The organism is Aeromonas sp. Lyrl_2 (assembly GCF_051948815.1).
Lineage (GTDB): Bacteria > Pseudomonadota > Gammaproteobacteria > Enterobacterales > Aeromonadaceae > Aeromonas > Aeromonas veronii.
Map to the genome: position 1 here is coordinate 131,952 of NZ_JAYJLJ010000008.1, position 14,030 is coordinate 145,981.

The window sequence follows — 14,030 nt, forward strand, 5'->3', positions numbered from 1 at the left end:
TTCATCTCGCGTTACAGCATGCCTTGCACGGCAGCTTTCATCTCGGCTGGCCAGACACCAACCTGAACCTGCCCGATATGCTCTTTTTGCAGCAGCAACATGGCCAGACGGGATTGGCCTATGCCGCCGCCTATGGTCTGCGGCATCCGTGCGGCCAGCAGATCCTGATGCCAGTCGTACTGCAGGCGATCCTCATCGCCTGTGATAGCCAGCTGGCGGCGCAGCGCCTCGGCATCGACCCGGATCCCCATGGAGGAGATCTCGAAGCTGTCTTGCAGCACCGGGTTCCACACCAGAATGTCACCGTTCAGGCCTGCCAGTCCCAGCTCGCTGTGGCTGCTCCAGTCGTCGTAGTCCGGGGCACGCACATCGTGGCGCTCGCCGTGGGAGAGGGCACCGCCGATGCCGATCAGGAACACGGCGCCCAGCTCTTTGGCGATGGCACGCTCGCGCCCCTTGGCATCGAGGTCCGGGTAACGGGCCAGCAGCTCTTCGCTGTGCAGGAACTGGATCTCGGCCGGCAGGAAGGGGGTCAGCTCATGTTCGGCGCAGACTGCGCGCTCGGTGGCCTTGATGGCGGCCCAGATGCCGCGCACGGTTTCCTGCAGATAGGCCAGATCGCGGCGCTCGCTCGGCATCACCTTCTCCCAGTCCCACTGATCCACGTAGACGGAGTGGATGGGGGTGAGCTTGTCTTCATCCGGACGCAGCGCCTTCATGTGGGTGTAGATCCCTTCGCCAGGGCCGAACCCGAAGCGACCGAGAGTCTGACGCTTCCATTTGGCCAGTGAATGAACCACTTCGTAGCTGTGCTCCGGCAGGGTTTTTACTTTGACCTGCACTGCATTCTCATGGCCAGAGAGGTTGTCCTGAGTGCCATCACCGACCCGGCTCAGAATGGGGGCTTGCACCTCCATCAGACCCAGCTGCTGGGCGAGTTGGCGGGAGAACATCTCTTTGACGAAGCTGATCTGCTGTTGGCTGCGAATGTAGTGCTGTTTCATGCTGAATTCCTGTTTCAAACCCCGTTGGATGTGGTGATTCTTCAACGGATTGCCAACTAAATTCAATATTCTATAATAGAAATAGGCTTTATATATTTTTTTCTTCAAAATAAGCCGTTATTTAATGAGGTATCGTCAACAGGAGTGCAAAAAAATGCCGGAAAATTACCGGATCGATAATCTCGATCAGGCCATCCTCACCGCTCTGATGGAAAATGCGCGGATCCCTTACGCCGAACTTGCGAAACAACTGGCGGTCAGCCCGGGCACCATTCATGTGCGGGTGGAGAAGATGAAACAGGCGGGGATCATCGAGGGGACACGGGTGCAGGTTAACCCCAAGAAGCTGGGTTACGACGTCTGCTGCTTTATCGGGATCAATCTGAAGAGTGCCAAGGATTACCCCTCGGCACTGGCCAAGCTGCAGGCGCTGGACGAAGTGGTGGAAGCCTACTACACCACCGGCCATTACAGCATCTTCATGAAGGTGATGACCCGCTCCATCGACGAGCTGCAGATAGTGCTGATCAACAAGATCCAGACCATCGACGAGATCCAGTCCACTGAAACCCTGATCTCGCTGCAAAACCCTATCCTGCGGGATGTGAAACCCTGACCCCTTGATCAGGGTTCGATATAGGGGATGGCGTACTTGTCGTAGAGGGCCTTGAGGCTGCCGTTGCGTTTCATGCGCAGCAGTTCGGCATCGTAGGCCGCCATCAGGGCTGGGGTCTGTGCATCCGCTCGTGCGCGGGCCCAGGTGTTGAAGTAGGGGCTGCTCTTGAGCGGTTTGGGCAGGTAATCGATCTTTCCCGTCAGCCCCTCCTCCTTGATCTGGGTGAAGGCGGTGACCAGCGGCATCGGCACGGTATCGATCCGTCCGGCCAGCAGTTTGCGCAGTTGCAGCTGGTTCATGGTGATCTCCTGGAACTGATAGGCCGGGTCGGTCATGGCCGCTTCCAGTTCAGGGGTATAGGAGAAATCCTTGGTCACGCCGATGCGCCAGGGTTTGAGATCGGCCAGCGTTTCGTAGCGGATCTTCAGCAGGTCCGCCTTGCGCACGAAGAAGTGCCAGCTGTGGCGAAGATGGGCCTGTTGGGGATAGATGAGATAACTCTCCCGCTCTGCCTTGTAGGAGTGGGTCATCACCAGATCGCAGGCGCCGGTTTCGGCATTGCGGGTGAGGCGGGCGCCGGAGTCGGCCAGCTCGATCCGAAAGGGCGTCTCCAGCTTGTCGAAGATGGCGGTGACTATGTCTATATCGAGTCCGCGGGGTTTCTGATCGGCATCGAGATACTTGAGCGGGGGCTCCATGGTGCCGCAGATCACCAGCTCTTTGGCGGGCAATCCGAGTGGAAACAGCAACCAAAACAGGGGGATCACACGCAAACTACGTCTCCTGAGCCCGTTTGAAGATATTCCAAGACCTGATTCCAGTATATTGGATGGCACCTGATCCGTTAGAAGCGACTGTTAATGGCAAATCCTGAAATCGAGAGCCCGCTGGACGGGATCGACAAGTTGACCGTCTCGCTCTACCGCCTTGGCTTGAGTGCGGCTGCCCTGTTGCTGCTTTGCCGCGGTGCGGCGCTGCTGAGCGGGATGGCACTGCTCCCGTCGGCACAATGGTTGATGTCGCTGGCAGTGGCAAGCGCAATCTGCGGCTTCTCGCTGCATATCTACGACAAGCGGATTCGCCTGATTCTGCAGGGATTTGGGTGGGGCGCGTTGGCCCTGGCAGCGGTGGGGGCGCCGGATGCGCTAGTGCTGGGGGCGGCGTTGGCGACCCTCTCCGGGCTGGCGTTCAAGGAGCAGTTTTGTTTTGCCATTCCCGGCATCAAGCTGGTGCCCGTATTGCTGCCGGCGTTATGGCTGCTGGAGTGGTTGCGGGTGGAGTGGGCCGCCGCACTGGTGGCGCTGGTCTGCGGGGCCCTGTTGACCTTGCTGGCGCTGGCCAAGTGGCGGATGCCCCTGCACTTCGATATCGGTGACAAGGGGCGTTACCAGATCTAGGTCTGCTGGCACACCTTCATCTGCTGGTTGAGGGCCTGCATCACCTGACGGCGGCTGATGATGCCGACCACCTTGCCCTGTTGCAGCACCGGGTAGATCTTGGGCTTGGCATCGGCCATCTGGCGGGCCAGCTCCAGAATGCTCTCATCCGGCCCGACCGAGAGGGGCGAGCGGTTCATCAGATCCTCCACCCTGGTGCGGGTATCGCAGTGGTAGCTGCCGGTAAGCAGGCTGGGAATGCAGTCTTGTTCGGAAAGAAAGCCGATAAGCCGTTTTTGCTCATCCAGCACCGGCAGGCCGCCAAGACCCGATTGATGCAGTCGATCCAGCGCCTCGGCCAGGCCGAGTCCGGCAGTGAGGGAGTGGGTCAGGCGACCCATGTGGTGGTGTACTTTCAGCATGGTGGTGACTCCGCAAGAGGGGGATGCCGCCACTATGACGCGGGTGGGTGGCCCGCGACCAATGGCTTGTGCCGCAGAGATTGATAGGCACCGGCCATCGGCGGTGATCCGCTGGCAGGCGGGCTTCGTTCATGCAAGACCATGAAAGGGAAAGGAGATCGTATGCGTGCATTGGTTACGGGCTGCGGCCGTCGACTCGGATTTTATCTCTGTGAACAGCTGGTGGCGGCGGGTTGGCAGGTGACGGGCAGTTATCGCAGCGAGCGGCCGGAGCTGGCCACGCTGGCGGCACTGGGGGTCGAGCTGGTGCAGGCGGATTTTGGTCGGGAAGCGGACGTTGGCAAGCTGATCGATGTGCTGGCGACCCATCAGGATCTGGCGCTGGTGATCCACAACGCCTCTGCCTTCGAGCCGCAGGCAACTGATCCGGCGGCGCAACTGGCCCAGTTCGAGCAGTTCTACCGGGTACACATGGCGGCCCCCTTCCAGCTAAACCGGGCGCTGGCCTCCCGGCTGGCCAGCAATCCCAACGCAAGCATCATTCATATCACCGATATCTATATCCATGCCCCGGCCCCCCGTTTTGCCAGCTATGTGGCCACCAAGGCAGGGGCCCATTCGCTGGCCATGAGCTTTGCCCGGGAGCTGGCGCCTGCGGTGCGGGTCAACACCATAGAGCCGGGGCCAATCCTGTTTCTCGACGAGCATGACGAGGCATGGCGCCAGCAGGTGTTGGCGAAAACACCGCTGGCGCGGGAGGGGGGACTTGAGCCTATCTGGCAGGCGGTGCAGTTACTGATGGGGAACAGTTATATGACGGGGGCCAGCATCAAGGTAGATGGTGGGCGCGCGCTGGCCACTCTCTGAAGATTTGCCAAGCACCAGCGGCTCCAGCCCGACCTGCCGGGTCAGCAAGCCCTTGCCGGGTTTGAGCTTGCCCGACGGGGCAGGGAGCGTCACTTGCAGCGCCACCTTGGGGTCATGCACCTCGCCATGGCCATAGAGCTCGGCCAGCAGCTCCGCCAGATAGGAATCGACCTCTGCCGAGGCAAAGTCACCGCTCCTGTTGCTGGCCAGAATATCGATGTCGAGCGGCCGATCGTGCACCTTGCAGAGTGGATCGCTGCGATCCCGGCCGTGAGCTACCTCAAGGGAGACAAAGTACTGCTTGAGGCTGGCGGCATCGAGCGGGCTCTCCACCACCAGCAGGCAGTTGAGAAAGTCGTGGCAGGAGTGCATTCCCACCGGCTTGGTGCGGATCACCGAACTCAGCCGCAGGGGGCCGACGTTCGCAAGCAGCTCGGCCAGCGCGCGGCTGACATGGATATGCGGGTCAATATTGGAACCAATGCTACACAGATAGAACATGCTCACCTTCCCGGGGTTGGGCTCATCTGAAATGTATACGCAGCTCACGGTTATCGGATTAACTATGGCTTAACATTGTCTTATCTATTGTGATCCGGCACTGATTGGCAGAAAGGAGGTTTGCATGAGTGTGGAGCTGAAATGGGCGCTGTTGACCGCCTCGGGCGCGCTGGCGATGATCATGATTATCTGTCTGGCCTCTGTCGCGTTGGCGTGAATCACCACAATCCAGATAATACAAACCGGCCTGTTGGCCGGTTTTGTTTTTTGGGGCGGTGCGGCTATGCTGGCGCACCGGTGAGAATGCAAGAGAAGAGATGATGACCAAGGTTCGCCCACGCTCCCTGCTGCAGGTGGTATTGATGGGATTTGTGCTGGTATTGATGCCGCTGGGCGGCATGATCTGGCACAACAGCACCTCCCTTGCCCACCTCAGTCAGCTCACCAGCGACGAGATGGAGCGGGCGGTCAAGGATACCCGCCGCGCTACCCTGCTGACGGCGCAAGCCATCGATATCGAACGAACCTTGCGCCGCTTCGCGGTGTTGGGGGATCGCCGCAGTCTCACCAGCTACCAGCAGCAACTCGACGGGTATCGGGTGTTGCTGGCGGAACACCGCAACTCCATCACCGACGGCCAGCTTTACAGCGGGCTCGATCAGGGGCTGGCCTGGCTCGACAGCCTGCAGGATGCCGCGCTGGCCCGGGCGGCGGCAGCGGGGGACAAGCTTGAGCAGTTCAACGATGCCAACAAGCAGCTCGAAATAGTCACCCGCAGCCGGGTTGACGAACACATGGATCGGGTGCAGCTCACTATCGCCGGACTGACCAGTGAACTCTGGTGGGTGAGCGGAGCGGTGGCGGCGCTCAGCCTGCTGATGGTCTTTATCTTCACCTACCTCATCATCCACCCGGTACGACAGATTGAGTCGCGCATCTTGAGTCTGGGAGCCGGGGTCGAACCCGATCCCAAGCCGGTTGACGGCCCTGCCGAGCTGGTATTGCTGGGGGAGCGGATCGTCTGGCTGCACGACAAACTCAAGGAGCTGGAGCTGCAGAAATACCAGTTCCTGCGTCATGTTTCCCACGAGCTCAAGACCCCGCTGGCGGTGCTGCGGGAGGGGACGGATCTGCTCTGCGAGCAGCTGGTCGGGCCTTTGACGCCGGATCAGCTGGAGATCTGTCAGATGCTCGACGAGAACAGTCGGCGTTTGCAGACCCTGATCGAGCGGCTGCTCGACTTCAACCGGCTCAGTCAGCAGGAGGCCTTCGAACTGGAGCCCGTCCCCCTGCTGCCGATGTTGTCGGAACTTTCTGCCGAGTACCGGCTGGCATTGGAGTCCAAGCAGATCCGTGTACACTTGCCGACCGTGCCGGTTACCCTGTGGGCGGAGCCCTACCGGCTACGGCTGATCCTCGATAACCTCTTCTCCAACGCCGTCAGTTACGGCGCCAGCGGGGGCAATATCTGGATCAGGGCAGGGCAGAATGAACAGATAAGCTGGCTGGAAGTGGCCAACGAGGGACCCAAGATCCCCGTGGCCGATCAGCAACGCATTTTTGAACCCTTCGAGCAGGGCAGCACTGTGCGGCAAGGTCTCTTGAAAGGCTCGGGCATGGGCCTCTCCATCGCCCGCGAGTCTGCCAACAGCCTGGGGGGGGAACTGGTTCTGGTAGAGGATGAACAGGCTGATGTCTGTTTCAGGTTGACGTTGAAATGAGGACTATGAAGATACAACGCGTATTTCCAGCTCTGATGGCAGGGCTGCTCGCGGGTTGCTCCTTGCTGCCGCAACAGGCAGAGCGGGAGTCCTCCGATATCGCTTTTGCCAAGCGGATGGAGTTTGCCAACAAGGAGATGCAGGTGCGTCTGCAATACTCCGACTGGCTGCTGGCCAGTCACCCCCAGCAACGGGTGCAGGAGCGTCAGCGTCTGAAAGGGGCCGACGATCTGGAGAGCCGGGTCAGTCTGGCCATGGTGGACTCCCACCCCGCCGAATCTGTGGCCAATCGCACCGTCGGTCTGGCGCGCCTGAAGCAGATGCTGCCCGAGCTGGGTCTCGATGCGCAGGCCTTTTTACGTAGCTGGATCGCCCTCGGCGAGCAGCTGCTGGCTCGCGACAGCCGTCGCGATGACCAGAGTCAGGAGATCCAGCGGCTGCGCCGCCAGATCGAGCAGCTGACCGCCATCGACGACCAGCTCAACCAGCGCAAGCTGAACGAGAATCGTGAGGTAATACCATGAGCCGGATCCTGTTGGTGGATGACGACGTCAGCCTGCTCAAACTGATGAGCATGCGGCTGCGCAGTCAGGGTTATGAAGTGGATACCGCCGACAGTGCGGAAGGGGCTCTCGACCGGTTGCGTCAGCAACGGGCCGATCTGGTGCTGAGCGATCTGCGGATGGCCGGCATGGACGGTCTGGCGCTGTTCGAGCGGATCCAGGCCCAGTGGCTGGGTTTGCCGGTGATCATCATGACCGCCCACGGCACCATCCCGGACGCCATTCAGGCGACCCGCTCCGGGGTCTTCAGCTTTCTGACCAAACCCATCAACAAGGATGAGCTGTTCGCCACCATCGAACATGCGCTGAGTTTGACGCGGCCGAAACAGCAGCAGGAGTGGCAGTCGCTGATCCTGACCCGCAATCCCCAGCTGGAACAGCTGCTGATCCAGGCCCACAGCATTGCCACCATGGAGGTGCCGGTGCTGATCATGGGGCCGTCAGGCTCCGGCAAGGGGGCGATGGCGCAGGCGCTGCATCAGGCCAGCCAGCGGCGCGACAAGCCGCTTTATACCATCAACTGCGCCGCCATTCCGTGGGCGTCACTCGACTTGCAGCTGTTTGGTGAAGATGGTCAGTCTGGGCTGTTCGAGCAGGCCAAGGGGGCGACACTGTTTCTCGACGAGATTGGCAGCCTCTCCGAATCCCTGCAGGCCAAGCTGCTGCAGGTGATGGAGGAGTATGGTCAGGGCACGCCGGAGGTGAGGGTGCTCAGCTCCAGCCATCAGGATCTGGTCAAGGCGATGGAGGAGGGGCGCTTTCGGGAAGATCTCTTCTACCGTCTCAACGTTGCCAATATCACCTTGCCGTCTCTCAGTGCCCGCAGCGAGGATATCCCCCTGCTGGCCCGTCAGGCGCTCGACGATTACCGTAGCCGCCACAGCGACTGCGCCGCCATGGGTTTTTCGCCCGAGTCGCTGGCGATGCTGGCGGCCGCTGCCTGGCCCGGTAACGTGCGCCAGCTCTGCAACGTGGTGGAGCAGCTCGCCAGCCTCTGTTGCAGCCCGGTGATCGGAGTCTCCATGGTGGAGTCCGCCCTGAGTGGCGGCGGCGGCGGCATCCCCTCGTTCAACGAGGCGCGGGCCGAATTCGAGAAGGAGTATCTGATCCGTTTGCTGCGCACCACCGAGGGCAACGTGACCCTGGCGGCCAACATGGCGGGCAGAAACCGTACCGATTTCTACAAGTTATTGAATCGGCACGGCATTGAAGCAGCAAACTTCAAATCGAAGGGATAAATCAGGCGGGATCAACTACCGCCGGAGCGGCATCGGCTTTTTGAGTTTTATGGGAGAGCCAGAGGCCGCTCGCCTTCATCAGGTAACCGAACAAGGCGCCAATGATGAGGGAGGGCAGGATCAGCCGCCACTCGCCAGCCGCCCCGAAGGTGGCACAGCAACCGGCAAAGGTGCCGGGAATGTAGCCGAGCCACTGCTGCTTGGCCTGTACGCACATCAGGGTTGCGACCACACCCGTCATCACATAACCCCCCACGCCCGCACCCCACAGACTGTCGCCATGGATCAGCAGCAGCGCCCACAGCATGCCACTGGTGTTGCAGAAGATGGTCTGCAACAGCGCCTTGTAGCCACCGCTTGACGCGAAATAGCTGGTGCAGCCGAGAAAGCCGACCCAGGAGATAAGGCCGAACGCGACGGCAATCCAGCCCCAGACGGCGGAGAGAATTCCAGTGGTGATGGCGATGGCGATCAGTGGGCTCATGAGGGCGACTCTTCAGTTGGCTTCGCAAAATGGGCAGCCTACCCCCGGCAATCGGGGCGGCAAGCGGGGGCCGAATTGTGTGTGATCTGCATCACCCTTTTCAACTCAGGAATACGCTTGCGCTCGCGAAAAAAATTCATTGGTGACCGGCCTGACAGTCGGCCATAGTTAGAGGCCCTGTCCTGCTCATGGAGTGAGTCTGATGGCGCCAAATGTGATCGTTCCCCTGCTGGTGTTCGTAGTCCTGTTTCTGGTCGGCACCATGGCCAAGGCACTGCCCCTGCACCACATGATGTAAATTTGTGTGAAATAAAAATCTGCCGGGGCGGGTCTTATCCATATTGCCTCACTCAGCCCCGGGAGTTTTTCATGTTGATCAAGCGTCGTACCGCCCACCCCCTCACCGAACAGGATGTCACCCCGGAAGCCGTTTATCAGGACCGCCGCCTTATTCTCAAAGGGCTGGGTCTGGGCGCGGCCACCCTGGCGTTTCCCACTCAGGCCGGTGTACTCGATCTGCTGCGCGGTAAAGAGGATGCTCCCCAGTTAGCCACCAAACCGCTCAACAGCAAGCCTGCTGAGCGCCCGGCCAATCTGGTGCTGACACCGGAAGAGAAGGCCACCAGTTACAACAACTTCTATGAGCTGGGCACCGACAAGTCCGACCCGGCTCGCAACGCCCATTACCTCAAGCCCGAACCCTGGACCCTCAAGGTGGAGGGGGAGGTAGCCAAGCCTTTTACACTCGATGTGTGGGATCTCATCAACAAGAGCGAGCTGGAGGAGCGGATCTACCGGCTGCGCTGCGTTGAAGCCTGGTCCATGGTACTGCCCTGGAACGGCATCTCGCTGGCAGAGATCATCCGCCGTGCCGAGCCCACCAGTCGCGCCAAGTTTGTTGCCTTCGAAACCCTGTTTGATCCGAAACAGCTGCCGGGGCAGGCCTCCAGTCTGGGGGGCGGTATAGAGTATCCCTATGTGGAGGGGTTGCGTATCGACGAGGCGATGCACCCTCTCTCTTTCCTTGCGATGGGGCTCTACGGCAAGACTCTGCCCGCCCAGAATGGCGCGCCGATCCGGCTGGTAGTGCCGTGGAAGTATGGCTTCAAGAGCATCAAGAGCATCGTCTCGATCCGGCTGGTAGAGGAGATGCCGCCGACCACCTGGAACCTGCTGGCTCCCAACGAATATGGCTTCTACGCCAACGTCAATCCGCAGGTGGATCACCCGCGCTGGAGTCAGGCCAGCGAGCGCTTTATTGGCGAGGGTGGAGTGTTTGGCGCCAAGCGTCAGCCGACCCTGATGTTCAACGGCTATGGTGACGAAGTCGCCTCGCTCTATCAGGGGATGGATCTGCGCCAATGGTACTGAGATTGAAACCGGCCCATATCAGCGGCTTGCGGGCACTGGTGCATCTGGGCGCTCTCGGCTTCCTGCTCTGGCTGTGGTTTGCCATTCCGGCAGGTCTGCTGGGGGGCGATCCGGTGCCCGAGCTTATCCACTACCTCGGCAAGGGGGCGCTCAACCTGCTGCTGCTCACCCTGCTGGTGTCGCCGCTGGCCAAGCGCTGGCGGCAGGGGCAGCTTATCAAGCTGCGCCGCCCCCTCGGGCTCTGGTGTTTTGCCTGGGCGCTGCTCCACTTTATGGCGTGGCTGGGGCTGGATCTGCAGTTTGACTGGGGGCTGATTGGCGGCGAGCTGGTTAAGCGCAGCTATATCGTGGTGGGGATGGTGGCCCTGTTGCTGCTGGGCGCCCTCAGCATCACCTCGCTGCCCGCATTGCAGCGCCGCATGGGGGCCGCATGGCAGAAGCTGCACAACTGGGTCTATGCCATCGCCCTGCTGGTGCCGGTGCATTACTGGTGGTCTCTCAAGAGCGGTTGGGGGGAGCCCCTCGTCTACCTGCTGCTGGCCTGCGCCTTGCTCTGGCCGAGGCGGGAGAAGCTGCTGCGCCCCATGCGGGGACGCTGGAATGCAAAAGAGGCCTAATCGGCCTCTTGTTGTTTGATCTCGCCAGTGTAGGCATCGACGATGAGATGCACCTTCTGATCCTGGCGATTGAGGGTTTTGACCTCGAATTTGTCCCCTTCCAGCTCCACTTCCCGAATGTCGTGATACCCTTGCGCCAGCAGGAGTTTGACCAGCCCGGCCATGTCGAGACGGCTCTGGGCCGCCCAGCTTGTGGCACTCAACAGGCAAAGGATCAGCAGGAAACTGCGCGGGATCATATTCATTCCGGATTCATGGCTGGCAGACTATAAACGCCATTATGTTAGGTTTTTGGAGATGAATCATCCATGAATAGAGCGCTCCCTCTGCTCGGGTTATTGCTGCCGGTGCTGGCACAGGCGGTCACGCCTGATGAAGCCCAGCTGCAGCAAGCTGTCCATGAGGGACGGGTTCGGCCCTTCCATGAAATGATGGAGGTGGCGGCCAGATTGCCGGTGCGGGTGTTGCGGGTGGATCTGGGGGAAGAGGATGGTATCTGGCTCTATGAACTGCGAGTCATCGATCGGGAAAACAGCGTGATCAAGGTAGCCTATCGGGCCGACAACCTTGAGCTGGTGTGGGCCAAGGGCCACCATCTGGAGCGGTTGTTCGAACCGCTAAAGCCCCCGGTCGAGGATGATGAATAACCCCTGTGTGGAAGCCTGTTCATGCGAATTCTGATTGTTGAAGACGAAAAAATTCTGGCTGGCCAGCTGGCCGAACAGCTGCGCCTCTCCGGCTTTGTCACCGACCTCTGCCACGATGGCAACGAGGCCGGTTTCCTCGGTGAGACCGAACCCTATGACGCCATCATTCTCGACCTCGGCCTGCCTGGGCGCGATGGCCTGAGCGTGCTGAAAGAGTGGCGCAGCAAGGGGATCGATACCCCGGTGCTGGTGCTGACCGCCCGTGGTCAGCTGCACGAGAAGATAGAGGGGCTCAACGCCGGTGCCGATGACTACCTTACCAAGCCGTTCCAGGTGGCCGAGCTGGTAGCGCGGGTCCATGCGCTGGTGCGCCGGGCAGCGGGCAACGCCAGCTCAATTCTGGAGATTGGCGGGGTGCGGCTCGACATGGCGGCGTCGCAGGTGTGGTACGAAGGGACCCCGATCAAGCTGACCGCCCACGAGTTCCGAGTGCTCGGTTATCTGATGCAGCACAGGGGCAAGGTGGTATCACGCAGCGAGCTGATCGACCACATCTACGCTCAGGATTTTGACCGCGACTCCAACACGGTGGAGGTGTTCATCGGCCGGATCCGCAAGAAAACCAACCCCGATCTGATTGAGACAGTGCGCGGCCTCGGGTACCGGATCAACGAATGAGGCTGGTGAGAACCCTGCGGGGGCGACTGGTCGCCATCGCGCTGGTGTGGTGCGGGCTGTTTCTGTTCGCCACCGGTTTCAGCCTGCAGACCATGATGCGCAACTACTGGCAGGAGGCGGAGGCCGACGGTCTGCGCCTGCAGCTCTATGATCTGCTCTCCCGGCTGGAAGTGGCCAAAACCGGCCTGCCGGTGGTCACCGGCTCCCTCTCCGATCCCCGCTTCAATCAACCCTACTCCGGCTACTACTGGCAGCTGGAGCTGGGCCGCGATGTGGTGGGGCGCTCCCGTTCCCTGTGGGATACCAACCTGAAGAGCGATGGCCTCAAGTCGGCGTTTGGCGATCCCGACCTCTTTGTCGGCAAGGGGCCCAACAAAGAGCCCCTGCTAATCATGACCCGTACCGTGCTGCTGCCCGGTTCGGATCGGGTGTTCACTCTGGTGATGGCCAAGGACAGCAGCGCCCTGACCCAGACCCTCAACAAGACCCGGATCAGCCTGTTCCTCGGTCTCGGCTTTGCTGCCGCCGGTCTGGTGCTCGGCTTCATGTTCCAGATCGTCTACGGTTTGCGGCCGCTGCACCTGCTGCGCCGTGAACTGGGGCGGGTTCACGAGGGTCATCAGGAGGGCTTCCGGCTGCGCTATCCGCTGGAGATCCAGCCGCTGGTGGAGGATATCAACCGGCTGCTGCACCACTACGGCGAGCTGCTGCAGCGGGCGCGATCCCACACCGGCAATCTGGCCCACGCCCTCAAGACGCCGCTCAGCATCATGCGCAATCAGGTGGCCCAGTTGCCACCGGAGGATCAGGCCGCCATCGGCGAGCAGCTCGACCAGATCCAGCGCCATATCGACTACCACCTCGGCAAGGCGCGGGTGACCGGCGCCGCCAAGATCCTCGGGGTCTCGACCCCGGTGCGGGCGCGGGTGGAGTATATCTGCCGCGCCTTCTCCCGCCTCTATCCAGGCAAGACGGTGGACTTGCAGGTGCCCGCCAATCTGGCGGTCGGGGTGGAGGAGCAGGATTTCGATGAGATGGTAGGCAACCTGCTGGAGAACGCCTTCAAGTGGTCAGCCAGCGAGCTACGCATCTCCAGCGCCGAGCTGGGGGGCTGGATCACCTTGCGTATCGAGGATGACGGCCCCGGCATGAGCGAGGATCAGATCGCCAAGGCGGTGCTGCGCGGGGTGCGGCTCGACGAGAAGGTGCCGGGCTCGGGCTTGGGTCTCAACATCGTATCCGATCTGGCTGAAGCCTATCGGGGCAGTTTCATCATGGGCCGCGCCGAACTGGGCGGTCTGGCCGCCTCCCTCTCGTTGCCCAAGGTGGCAAGAGTCGAGAGCTAGGCATAACATATGGCATTTGTTTTAGCCTGAGGAAGAGAAGCATGACCGACGATCCGTGGGCACTGTGTCACCTTGACGATTCGTTTGATGCCTCTGTGCTGGGGGTCAAGGGCGCCCAGATCCAGTGGTTTGAAGACAGGGATGGCCTGATCGCGTTCCTTCTGGAAGATTTTGTCGACCTGCTGGCCGATGTGGGCGAGCTGGACGAGGAGCAGACCGAGCAGGCGCGCGAGCGCTTCACCCTGCTGGTGGAGCAGAGCTTCGACGATCGCACCCTGATGGATGCCATCAACGATCTCGCCTCCGGCCTGCGTCGCATCGCCTGGTTGGGGCCGCTCTCGGAGCTGGCCGAGATCAGCGACGAGTTTGCCTCCGGCCTGCGCCGCTACTTCTGGAGCCAATACGATGGCGATGAAGATGATCCGGACGCCTGGGTGCCGGAAGAGCTGTGGCCGCAGCTGGTGGAGTGCGCGCAGGAGTATATGGAGGAAGGGGAGTTCTAAACTCGTCCCGACCATGCCTGCGCTTTGGCAGACAGATAAAGAAACGGCGCCTTTATAGCGCCGTTTTTATTGGGTG

The 14,030-nt window shown here is 60.9% G+C and carries 19 protein-coding genes; 13 read left to right on the forward strand and 6 right to left on the reverse strand.

The window, feature by feature from the left end; all coding sequences use genetic code 11:
- Positions 1-11: 11 nt before the first annotated feature.
- Positions 12-1,004, reverse strand: coding sequence for an aspartate--ammonia ligase (gene asnA / locus VF684_RS09270; protein ID WP_021231465.1), 993 nt, complete (start codon positions 1,002-1,004; stop codon positions 12-14).
- 154 nt (positions 1,005-1,158) lie between these two features.
- Here asnA and asnC point away from each other — a divergent pair, with 154 nt between their 5' ends.
- The gene (asnC, locus tag VF684_RS09275) at positions 1,159-1,620 is read left to right on the forward strand and encodes a transcriptional regulator AsnC (RefSeq protein WP_005339783.1); all 462 of its coding nucleotides are present in this window, start codon (positions 1,159-1,161) and stop codon (positions 1,618-1,620) included.
- An 8-nt stretch (positions 1,621-1,628) separates the two neighbouring features.
- Here the strand turns inward: asnC and VF684_RS09280 are convergent, their stop codons facing one another.
- Entirely contained in the window at positions 1,629-2,393 is a 765-nt protein-coding gene (locus tag VF684_RS09280) for a substrate-binding periplasmic protein (protein WP_376899221.1), read from the reverse strand.
- An 87-nt stretch (positions 2,394-2,480) separates the two neighbouring features.
- Here VF684_RS09280 and VF684_RS09285 point away from each other — a divergent pair, with 87 nt between their 5' ends.
- Entirely contained in the window at positions 2,481-3,017 is a 537-nt protein-coding gene (locus VF684_RS09285) for a DUF2301 domain-containing membrane protein (protein ID WP_005357578.1), read from the forward strand.
- Here VF684_RS09285 and VF684_RS09290 read toward each other — a convergent pair.
- Positions 3,014-3,418 carry a CBS domain-containing protein gene (locus VF684_RS09290; RefSeq protein WP_139742491.1) on the reverse strand — a complete coding sequence of 135 codons (405 nt, stop codon included), beginning with the start codon at positions 3,416-3,418 and terminating at the stop codon, positions 3,014-3,016. The genes VF684_RS09285 and VF684_RS09290 overlap by 4 nt on opposite strands.
- Before the next feature lie 162 nt (positions 3,419-3,580).
- Between VF684_RS09290 and VF684_RS09295 the strand changes: the two genes are divergently transcribed.
- Complete coding sequence (locus tag VF684_RS09295; RefSeq protein ID WP_376899219.1) at positions 3,581-4,285, forward strand: SDR family oxidoreductase; 705 nt, start codon at positions 3,581-3,583, stop codon at positions 4,283-4,285.
- Here VF684_RS09295 and VF684_RS09300 read toward each other — a convergent pair.
- Entirely contained in the window at positions 4,211-4,786 is a 576-nt protein-coding gene (locus VF684_RS09300) for a 2-amino-4-hydroxy-6-hydroxymethyldihydropteridine diphosphokinase (RefSeq protein ID WP_376899217.1), read from the reverse strand. The genes VF684_RS09295 and VF684_RS09300 overlap by 75 nt on opposite strands.
- Before the next feature lie 124 nt (positions 4,787-4,910).
- On the opposite strand from VF684_RS09300, the gene cydH reads away from it, so the two are divergent.
- The 4 genes from cydH to VF684_RS09320 all read left to right on the forward strand — a co-directional run bounded on the left by cydH (position 4,911) and on the right by VF684_RS09320 (position 8,308).
- Positions 4,911-5,003 (forward strand): cytochrome bd-I oxidase subunit CydH, encoded by a 93-nt coding sequence (cydH, locus tag VF684_RS09305; RefSeq protein WP_005339800.1) that lies wholly within the window; start codon positions 4,911-4,913, stop codon positions 5,001-5,003.
- Between the two features lie 103 nt (positions 5,004-5,106).
- Positions 5,107-6,507, forward strand: a complete 1,401-nt coding sequence (locus VF684_RS09310; protein ID WP_031227888.1) for a sensor histidine kinase — start codon at positions 5,107-5,109, stop codon at positions 6,505-6,507.
- Positions 6,504-7,031, forward strand: a complete 528-nt coding sequence (locus tag VF684_RS09315; RefSeq protein ID WP_374884394.1) for a hypothetical protein — start codon at positions 6,504-6,506, stop codon at positions 7,029-7,031. The genes VF684_RS09310 and VF684_RS09315 overlap by 4 nt, the downstream gene beginning before the upstream one ends.
- Positions 7,028-8,308, forward strand: coding sequence for a sigma 54-interacting transcriptional regulator (locus VF684_RS09320; RefSeq protein ID WP_376899215.1), 1,281 nt, complete (start codon positions 7,028-7,030; stop codon positions 8,306-8,308). Before VF684_RS09315 ends, VF684_RS09320 begins: the two co-directional genes overlap by 4 nt.
- Before the next feature lies 1 nt (position 8,309).
- Here the strand turns inward: VF684_RS09320 and VF684_RS09325 are convergent, their stop codons facing one another.
- Entirely contained in the window at positions 8,310-8,792 is a 483-nt protein-coding gene (locus VF684_RS09325; RefSeq protein WP_128815775.1) for a DUF1097 domain-containing protein, read from the reverse strand.
- Between the two features lie 369 nt (positions 8,793-9,161).
- Between VF684_RS09325 and msrP the strand changes: the two genes are divergently transcribed.
- Complete coding sequence (gene msrP, locus VF684_RS09330) at positions 9,162-10,163, forward strand: protein-methionine-sulfoxide reductase catalytic subunit MsrP (protein WP_184236585.1); 1,002 nt, start codon at positions 9,162-9,164, stop codon at positions 10,161-10,163.
- Positions 10,154-10,780, forward strand: a complete 627-nt coding sequence (gene msrQ, locus VF684_RS09335) for a protein-methionine-sulfoxide reductase heme-binding subunit MsrQ (protein ID WP_376899212.1) — start codon at positions 10,154-10,156, stop codon at positions 10,778-10,780. Before msrP ends, msrQ begins: the two co-directional genes overlap by 10 nt.
- On the opposite strand, the gene VF684_RS09340 is transcribed toward msrQ, so the two are convergent.
- Complete coding sequence (locus VF684_RS09340; RefSeq protein WP_013724184.1) at positions 10,777-11,025, reverse strand: PepSY domain-containing protein; 249 nt, start codon at positions 11,023-11,025, stop codon at positions 10,777-10,779. The genes msrQ and VF684_RS09340 overlap by 4 nt on opposite strands.
- A gap of 63 nt (positions 11,026-11,088) precedes the next feature.
- Between VF684_RS09340 and VF684_RS09345 the strand changes: the two genes are divergently transcribed.
- From VF684_RS09345 to VF684_RS09360, 4 genes are read left to right on the forward strand one after another with little or no spacing between them, the layout of a single operon-like run.
- Positions 11,089-11,427, forward strand: a complete 339-nt coding sequence (locus tag VF684_RS09345) for a PepSY domain-containing protein (protein WP_376899210.1) — start codon at positions 11,089-11,091, stop codon at positions 11,425-11,427.
- A gap of 21 nt (positions 11,428-11,448) precedes the next feature.
- Positions 11,449-12,105 (forward strand): response regulator transcription factor, encoded by a 657-nt coding sequence (locus VF684_RS09350; RefSeq protein WP_005339826.1) that lies wholly within the window; start codon positions 11,449-11,451, stop codon positions 12,103-12,105.
- Entirely contained in the window at positions 12,102-13,451 is a 1,350-nt protein-coding gene (locus VF684_RS09355) for a sensor histidine kinase (protein ID WP_005339828.1), read from the forward strand. Before VF684_RS09350 ends, VF684_RS09355 begins: the two co-directional genes overlap by 4 nt.
- Before the next feature lie 41 nt (positions 13,452-13,492).
- Positions 13,493-13,954, forward strand: coding sequence for a hypothetical protein (locus tag VF684_RS09360; protein ID WP_005339830.1), 462 nt, complete (start codon positions 13,493-13,495; stop codon positions 13,952-13,954).
- The last annotated feature ends 76 nt before the right edge of the window (positions 13,955-14,030 follow it).

What these genes read in the sequence shown, in the direction of transcription:
- VF684_RS09310 (WP_031227888.1), top strand. Translation starts at nt 5,107, where the DNA reads ATGACCAAGGTTCGCCCACGCTCCCTGCTGCAGGTGGTATTGATGGGA.
- VF684_RS09315 (WP_374884394.1), top strand. Translation starts at nt 6,504, where the DNA reads ATGAGGACTATGAAGATACAACGCGTATTTCCAGCTCTGATGGCAGGG.
- asnA (WP_021231465.1), bottom strand. Translation starts at nt 1,004, where the DNA reads ATGAAACAGCACTACATTCGCAGCCAACAGCAGATCAGCTTCGTCAAA.
- msrP (WP_184236585.1), top strand. Translation starts at nt 9,162, where the DNA reads ATGTTGATCAAGCGTCGTACCGCCCACCCCCTCACCGAACAGGATGTC.
- VF684_RS09300 (WP_376899217.1), bottom strand. Translation starts at nt 4,786, where the DNA reads ATGTTCTATCTGTGTAGCATTGGTTCCAATATTGACCCGCATATCCAT.
- VF684_RS09320 (WP_376899215.1), top strand. Translation starts at nt 7,028, where the DNA reads ATGAGCCGGATCCTGTTGGTGGATGACGACGTCAGCCTGCTCAAACTG.
- VF684_RS09350 (WP_005339826.1), top strand. Translation starts at nt 11,449, where the DNA reads ATGCGAATTCTGATTGTTGAAGACGAAAAAATTCTGGCTGGCCAGCTG.
- VF684_RS09290 (WP_139742491.1), bottom strand. Translation starts at nt 3,418, where the DNA reads ATGCTGAAAGTACACCACCACATGGGTCGCCTGACCCACTCCCTCACT.
- VF684_RS09345 (WP_376899210.1), top strand. Translation starts at nt 11,089, where the DNA reads ATGAATAGAGCGCTCCCTCTGCTCGGGTTATTGCTGCCGGTGCTGGCA.
- VF684_RS09360 (WP_005339830.1), top strand. Translation starts at nt 13,493, where the DNA reads ATGACCGACGATCCGTGGGCACTGTGTCACCTTGACGATTCGTTTGAT.
- VF684_RS09285 (WP_005357578.1), top strand. Translation starts at nt 2,481, where the DNA reads ATGGCAAATCCTGAAATCGAGAGCCCGCTGGACGGGATCGACAAGTTG.
- cydH (WP_005339800.1), top strand. Translation starts at nt 4,911, where the DNA reads ATGAGTGTGGAGCTGAAATGGGCGCTGTTGACCGCCTCGGGCGCGCTG.
- VF684_RS09355 (WP_005339828.1), top strand. Translation starts at nt 12,102, where the DNA reads ATGAGGCTGGTGAGAACCCTGCGGGGGCGACTGGTCGCCATCGCGCTG.
- VF684_RS09340 (WP_013724184.1), bottom strand. Translation starts at nt 11,025, where the DNA reads ATGAATATGATCCCGCGCAGTTTCCTGCTGATCCTTTGCCTGTTGAGT.
- asnC (WP_005339783.1), top strand. Translation starts at nt 1,159, where the DNA reads ATGCCGGAAAATTACCGGATCGATAATCTCGATCAGGCCATCCTCACC.
- VF684_RS09295 (WP_376899219.1), top strand. Translation starts at nt 3,581, where the DNA reads ATGCGTGCATTGGTTACGGGCTGCGGCCGTCGACTCGGATTTTATCTC.
- VF684_RS09325 (WP_128815775.1), bottom strand. Translation starts at nt 8,792, where the DNA reads ATGAGCCCACTGATCGCCATCGCCATCACCACTGGAATTCTCTCCGCC.
- msrQ (WP_376899212.1), top strand. Translation starts at nt 10,154, where the DNA reads ATGGTACTGAGATTGAAACCGGCCCATATCAGCGGCTTGCGGGCACTG.